Genomic DNA, 6,494 nt, shown 5'->3' with positions numbered 1-6,494 from the left:
CCATATGGCCATCAAACTGTGCCCAAAACGCGAAGATATAGACAAGATGGGCGAGCAAAAAGCTGGTTAACCCCTGCACAAATCTGTCTTTAGGGAGCATTAAAAAGACATCACCCACCACGGAAAACAACAACGCGACGAACACCCATTGCGCATAATGAGAGGCGCTAATGTGAGTGCCCACTATCGCCATTAGCATCACAATAGTCAGCGGTTTAAACAGATAAAACTGCCAACGCGGGCCCCGGTAGGCTGCGGAGATATGCAGCAGTCCAGAACAACAGACAGCGAACCAGCTCCACATGAGTATCATTCCTTTCAAGACAAGGACGCCAAGTCTAGGCAGGCTGGCGGAGATGTCCAGCGTCCCTTGATGAGAACAAGATCCAGTTTAAAAAAATCGTAACGTTAACCGTGAGGTGACAACCGATCATTATGGTTAGCTAACCACTCCATTGCGGCCACACTTGCGCGTAAAAACCAATTGCCCCCGCGGTAAACAGCAGGATAAGCCCCGCGGCAAGCCGCCAAATCAATCGGTTGCTTCGCGGCACTAATTCTGACTCACAATATTTGCTCACCGATATAAATTCACGTATATCGTCGACTTCGTAACCCTCTTCATGAACGACCTTATTACGAATCGTCGCCACAAAGCGCAATTTCTTGATCACCTCATGCGGCAGCCGTTTTTGGCTACTGTCGATAAGCTGATGGAGCCCTTTCCCTTCGGCGTGATAGTGCTCACGCAGCAAGCTTTCTAGGCGCTTACTGTGCTTAATCACCACTGCGACGTCATCCATGGTCTCTCTCCTTACCGGCCCCCACCTTATAAGTATGGTGGTTTTTATACCATTTAGGGGCATCAGGCTTCATGATTGCGATCTGATCCTGTCATCCTATATTCAATCAGTTATGACCGCCCTTGTCGTCAAAAGTGTCATCATTTATGGCACCAACCACGCGGTGGCGCGATAACGCTGGAGTACAGCAGTGGTCAACGCCGCCCCCGCAAAGGCATACAGCGTCAGTAAGGGGATCCAAACCAGTGCGGGCGATAAGGTGGGCCAATAAGCACGCACGGGCCAGAGAAACACCGGGTGAATCAGGTAGATCCCGAGACTATAACGACTTAAGGTCGCCAACCACGATGGGGTTGCTTTCCCCGCTCGCCATTGCCTCACCGCCAGAAACAGAGCAGCACTGATCAGTACCGTATTAACCGTGGTATACGACAGCCACCCCTCGGTAATATATTGTTGATGCGTAACACTGGTGGTCAACACGTGATACTCGGTCATCCCCAATGCCAACAGGCCCAGCCCCCACCACAGTGACAACGCACGTGGCGCTTGGTGCAGCCAATAGCCGAGCCATAAGTAACCGCCGTACAGGATAAAATCATTCCGCCACCAGCCATGCGCGCCGGTTAAATACCAAGCGGTGACGCCTATCCACGCCATGCCAACCAACGCCACTGACCATGGCGGTAAGCGTGGCACTAACGGACGCAGCAAGGGCACCCAAAGTAGCAGCGGAATGTAATAGTAAAAAAAACCGAGGTGATAATAGGTTTCATGATCAGGCGCCGCCTCGAGTGTTTGAACGACGGTCTGCCACGAAAAACCATCCGGCGTCAGTCCAGACAGGCACGCAAAAGCCAACGACCACACCAAAAAGGGCACCACCACCTTAACCACGCGGCGGCGGATAAAATGGCGCAAACTGAAAGGGCGCGTCGACGAGAGCAACAGTAAGCCGGAAATCATGATAAAAATCGGCACTGCCCAGCGACTCGCACTGTTTAGCCCCACCGCGACGGTCCAATCACTCAGCGCGATATCACCGATTTGAAACCGATACGGGCCGAGTACATGAATCGCCACCACGAAAAAAGCGGCGAGGACACGCAATATGTCGAGGTAATCAATATGTGTCTGTGTTTTAGTCTGTTGCATTTGTTAACACTTTTAACCCGTTACCGGTTCGAGCACCCATCCATCATACGCCAACTTCCCGTCAAATGATGTCCGTTAAAGTCATTATCCAGTCAAATATGTTGTTTTTTAAGTTAATTAGCAGCACACAGATCGCGTTTTAACCTTAATAACTAGCTTTTAATCTTGCTATTTAAGTTAAAAAACAATTAACATTCGGCCTCCTTTTCCCATAGACGGGAAATGCAGTACAACCAAGGAGACCAATCCCATGCACTCAAGTACCACTGAGCAACAAGGTGGGCCGCACAAGCGCACACTGTTTACGCGCTTTCTCGATACCGTCGAGTGGCTCGGTAACCTGCTCCCTCATCCAGTGACTTTATTCGCGATTTTCTGTGTCGCTATCCTGCTCGCCTCGGGTATTGCTGGCTACTTTGATGTGTCTGTCGCCGACCCCCGCCCAGAGGGTGCCAAAGGGCGCGCGGCCGATGGCATGATTTATGTGCAAAGCCTGCTCAACGCCGAAGGCTTGCAAATGATCGTCACCAATTTGGTGAAAAACTTTACCGGCTTTGCCCCACTCGGCACCGTGCTGGTCGCCATGCTCGGTGTGTCAGTCGCAGAGCACTCCGGGCTGCTGTCCGCTTCGATGCGCGGTCTGGTAATGGGCGCGTCGCGTCGCACCGTGACCTTTACCATCGTGTTCGCCGGTATTATCTCGAATACGGCTTCAGAGCTTGGTTATGTGGTGTTAATCCCGCTTGCGGCGATGATTTTCCACTCATTAGGCCGCCATCCATTAGCCGGGCTTGCCGCCGCGTTTGCGGGTGTATCCGGCGGCTATTCAGCCAATTTATTGTTGGGAACTGTCGACCCTTTGCTCTCAGGGATCACCGAGTCAGCCGCGCAGATGATTGACCCGGATTACAGCGTTGGGCCTGAAATGAACTGGTACTTTATGTTCATTTCTACCTTCTTCATTGCCATTGTGGGCGCGTGGATCACCGATAAGATTGTCGAGCCTAAGCTGGGACAGTATGACCACGACCAAGCCTCTGAAGATGTCGCCGCCGCCTCCGCGAGCAAGCTGAATGATGACGAGAAACGCGGTCTTCGCAATGCCGGGATTGCGGTGCTGATTGTCAGCGGTATTTTAGCGCTTACCATCGTCCCTGAGTGGGGACCACTGCGTCACCCCGAGACCAATGAAGTGGCAGGCTCGCCGTTTTTGAAAGGCATTGTGGCCTTTATCATGGTGTTCTTTGCCGTCCCAGGTATCGTGTTTGGCCGCACCGTCGGCACCATCAATAACGATCGCGACGTGATTGATTCGATGTCTAAGTCGATGAGCGCCATGGGCATGTATATCGTGCTGGTGTTCTTCGCCGCGCAATTTGTGGCCTTCTTTAAATGGACTAATTTTGGCCAAGTGATTGCCGTCGGCGGTGCTGACTTCTTGCAAACCATCGGTTTAACAGGGCCAGCGTTGTTCTTTGCCTTCATCTTGATGTGTGGCCTGATTAACCTCTCGGTCGGCTCAGCATCCGCGCAGTGGGCGATCACTGCCCCGATCTTTGTGCCGATGTTAATGCTGGTCGGGTATGCCCCAGAGACGATTCAATCGGCCTATCGAATTGGCGATTCAGTGACCAACATCATTACCCCGATGATGAGTTACTTCGGGCTGATTTTGGCGGTGGCGTGTCGCTATGTGAAAAATCTGGGGATTGGTACCTTGATTGCCACCATGTTGCCTTATTCGATGATCTTTATGGTTGGATGGAGCATCCTATTCTACGTATGGGTGTTCGTGCTCGGTCTACCCGTTGGCCCTGGCGCAGAAACCTACTACAACTTCAACCAGTAACTTATCGTTATTCGGTGTTAAGGCAAGCGCTCGCGCTTGCCTTTTCTTTTTGCCGCGGCGCTTTTCCCACAAGTGTCATTTTCATCCATCCCTCAAGACGGTTATAGTAAGTCTATCTCAGTGATGGTAAACCAAGATGACAGATCTCGCCGACAGTCAGGATCAGCCGGCTTTTGATGCGCACTCTCTCGCCCGTGAAGCAGTGCTGAGCGATGCATTTAAACACCAGATAACACCTTTTTGGCAACAGCGTGAACAAGGCTACTTCCACGGTGAGGGCGGGTTGCGTTTGCACTGGTGCAGCTTTACCCATCCGCAGAACACGCGGGCAGTCGTGGTGGTCAATGGCCGCATAGAAAGCGTGATGAAGTATCAAGAGATTTTTTATGACCTCTTTCAGATGGGCTATGACGTCTACAGCTTTGATCACCGCGGCCAAGGGTTGTCCGAGCGGCTCGTGATCAAACCGCGCGATCTGGGTCATGTCGAACGCTTTGACGACTATGTCACTGATCTAGCGACTTTTATGCAATTTATTGCCGCGCATCGGCAATACGACCAAACATTTATGCTCGCCCATTCCATGGGCGGAGCCATCGCCACACTCTATGCGCACCAATTTCCCCATGCCATAGACGGGCTTGCGATGACCGCACCGATGTTTGGCGTGCAAGTGAATCCTTGGCTTGGGCGTATCGCGCCTTGGCTATGCCGCTCGTTAGCGCGCTATCAGCATCCACCTCGCTTTGGGCCCGGCCAAGTGGGTTATCGCCATGTGCCGTTTGAGCAAAACCGCTTAACCCATTCACGCGCACGCTACGCCTGGTTTCGTCAGCTCTACATCAATCAGCCTCAGTTGCAAATCGGCGGGCCAAGTGCGCGCTGGATTGCCGAGGGCATGGGAGCGGCCCAGCACTGTCTAGCCATCGCCCCCCAATTGGCGACCCCGATACTTATTTGCCAAGCCGGCGGCGAACAGATTGTGTCTAATCCCGCCATGGCCGAGTTCCATTTTTTACGCCGGCAAGCCAATCAGCCGAGTCAATGGCAGTTTTTCCAAGGTGCGCGGCACGAAATCTTGTTTGAAACCGATACACATCGCCAAGCAGCATTCACGGCCATCGATGGTTTTTTTCAAACTCAGTGCCAACGTTAAAAGCGGAAATCGAACAGTGAGAAGGTTCCCTTTTTCGCCATCGTCAGTTGCAGTAGACTCAAACATACTGTGATTGTGATCGCCTAACTAATGAGGACATGATGTACAAACTCGTCGCTTCTGATCTCGATGGTACCCTGCTCACCCCAGAGCACAGTATCGCACCCTATACCAAACAGGTGTTGGAACAACTGCATCAGCAAGGCATCCACTTTGTATTTGCCACCGGGCGTCATCATGTTGACGTGGCTAGCATTCGTGAGACCGTCGGCATTCCTGCATACATGATCACCTCCAATGGCGCACGCGTGCATGACAGCGATGACAATTTGGTATTCCAACACAATGTTGACCCTGAGATTGTTGCCAACCTCATCAATGAGGTGAAACAAGATCCGACCGTCACTATTCATCTGTATCGCGATAATGACTGGCTGCTGAGCAAAATGGATGAAGAGCTCGCCCGCTATCATAAAGACTCTGGCTTTAACGCCCAGGAGTTTGATGTCGACAACCCACCGGTCGATAACATCGCGAAGATTTTCTTTATTCGCCACGATCACGACCACTTACTCAAATACGAACACCAGTTTTTGTCCCAGTATGGCGAGAGCATCAGCGTGGCATTTTCGACGCCATTCTGCCTGGAAGTGATGGGGAATGGGGTGTCCAAAGGCGCGGCGTTAGAGGAAGTGGCACGTCGTCATCAGCTCAACTTGGCCGACTGTATCGCCTTTGGTGATGGCATGAACGATGTGGAAATGTTGCGCGCCGCTGGGCAAGGTTTGGTGATGGCCACCGCCCAAGCACGTGTCAAATCCACCCTCTCAGATAAAGCCATTATTGGTAGTCACGCTGATGAGGCGGTAGCGCGCTATTTGAAAGCGCACCTATTAGACTCCCTTTTATAAGCGACCTGGCTCTCACCGTGAGCCAACAGGCGTCTGATAGCGATGCACTATTCCCCCGCCATCGCCAAGATTGCCTGCCATTGCGCTGTGGTAACCGGCATCACACTCAGCCGGTTACCTTTTTTCACCAACGGCATCTCAGCCAGTGCCGGGTTTTGCTTCATTTCAGCCAACTTAATCAGTGGCAGATGACGCTGATATGCCACATCCACCATAAACCAACGCGGTGTCTCAGGCGTGGCTTTCGGATCAAAGTAGCCGCTTTGTGGCTCAAACTGAGTATGATCGGGGTAACACGCGCGCACGACTGTGGCGATCCCCACCACACCCACGTGTTTGCACGAGGAGTGATAAATCAACACTTCATCGCCAACGCTTACCTCATCACGCAACATATTGCGTGCCTGGTAATTGCGCACGCCCTCCCAACATGAAACCTTTTGCTGCTTTAGTGTGTCCATCGAAAAGGTATCTGGCTCGCACGAGGAGTGATAAATCAACACTTCATCGCCAACGCTTACCTCATCACGCAACATATTGCGTGCCTGGTAATTGCGCACGCCCTCCCAACATGAAACCTTTTGCTGCTTTAGTGTGTCTATCGAAAAGGTATCTGGCTC

General features: G+C 52.0%; 7 protein-coding genes and 1 pseudogene. 3 read left to right on the top strand and 5 right to left on the bottom strand.

Annotation, left to right across the window (positions count from 1 at the left end; genetic code table 11):
- From BZG14_RS14300 to BZG14_RS14290, 3 genes are all read right to left on the bottom strand, one after another.
- A partial coding sequence (locus BZG14_RS14300) for a lysoplasmalogenase (RefSeq protein WP_241824679.1) occupies window positions 1–304 on the bottom strand: 304 nt, incomplete at its 3' end.
- A gap of 139 nt (window positions 305–443) precedes the next feature.
- Entirely contained in the window at window positions 444–803 is a 360-nt protein-coding gene (locus tag BZG14_RS14295) for a DUF4145 domain-containing protein (protein WP_069361781.1), read from the bottom strand.
- Window positions 804–947: 144 nt separating this feature from the next.
- Window positions 948–1,958, bottom strand: a complete 1,011-nt coding sequence (locus BZG14_RS14290) for an acyltransferase (RefSeq protein WP_077485964.1) — start codon at window positions 1,956–1,958, stop codon at window positions 948–950.
- A 250-nt stretch (window positions 1,959–2,208) separates the two neighbouring features.
- Here BZG14_RS14290 and BZG14_RS14285 point away from each other — a divergent pair, with 250 nt between their 5' ends.
- The 3 genes from BZG14_RS14285 (at window position 2,209) to BZG14_RS14275 (ending at window position 5,874) form a co-directional block, all read left to right on the top strand.
- A complete protein-coding gene (locus tag BZG14_RS14285) occupies window positions 2,209–3,807 on the top strand; it encodes an AbgT family transporter (protein WP_077485966.1) in 1,599 nt (532 codons plus the stop codon).
- A gap of 136 nt (window positions 3,808–3,943) precedes the next feature.
- Window positions 3,944–4,963 (top strand): alpha/beta fold hydrolase, encoded by a 1,020-nt coding sequence (locus BZG14_RS14280; protein ID WP_069361784.1) that lies wholly within the window; start codon window positions 3,944–3,946, stop codon window positions 4,961–4,963.
- 101 nt (window positions 4,964–5,064) lie between these two features.
- Complete coding sequence (locus BZG14_RS14275; protein WP_069361785.1) at window positions 5,065–5,874, top strand: Cof-type HAD-IIB family hydrolase; 810 nt, start codon at window positions 5,065–5,067, stop codon at window positions 5,872–5,874.
- A gap of 47 nt (window positions 5,875–5,921) precedes the next feature.
- On the opposite strand, the gene BZG14_RS14270 is transcribed toward BZG14_RS14275, so the two are convergent.
- Both BZG14_RS14270 and BZG14_RS16020 read right to left on the bottom strand, forming a co-directional pair.
- Window positions 5,922–6,377, bottom strand: coding sequence for an EVE domain-containing protein (locus tag BZG14_RS14270; protein ID WP_274532405.1), 456 nt, complete (start codon window positions 6,375–6,377; stop codon window positions 5,922–5,924).
- Window positions 6,363–6,494: pseudogene (locus BZG14_RS16020) on the bottom strand (EVE domain-containing protein); the annotation flags it as partial. The pseudogene BZG14_RS16020 and the gene BZG14_RS14270, both read right to left, overlap by 15 nt.

The sequence above is a fragment of the Salinivibrio sp. IB282 genome (assembly GCF_001995685.1).
GTDB lineage: Bacteria > Pseudomonadota > Gammaproteobacteria > Enterobacterales > Vibrionaceae > Salinivibrio > Salinivibrio kushneri.
Note: the sequence above shows the minus strand (reverse complement) of the source record. Positions and strands in the feature narration are given on the sequence as shown.

What these genes read in the sequence shown, in the direction of transcription:
- BZG14_RS14295 (WP_069361781.1), bottom strand. Translation starts at nt 803, where the DNA reads ATGGATGACGTCGCAGTGGTGATTAAGCACAGTAAGCGCCTAGAAAGC.
- BZG14_RS14290 (WP_077485964.1), bottom strand. Translation starts at nt 1,958, where the DNA reads ATGCAACAGACTAAAACACAGACACATATTGATTACCTCGACATATTG.
- BZG14_RS14285 (WP_077485966.1), top strand. Translation starts at nt 2,209, where the DNA reads ATGCACTCAAGTACCACTGAGCAACAAGGTGGGCCGCACAAGCGCACA.
- BZG14_RS14280 (WP_069361784.1), top strand. Translation starts at nt 3,944, where the DNA reads ATGACAGATCTCGCCGACAGTCAGGATCAGCCGGCTTTTGATGCGCAC.
- BZG14_RS14275 (WP_069361785.1), top strand. Translation starts at nt 5,065, where the DNA reads ATGTACAAACTCGTCGCTTCTGATCTCGATGGTACCCTGCTCACCCCA.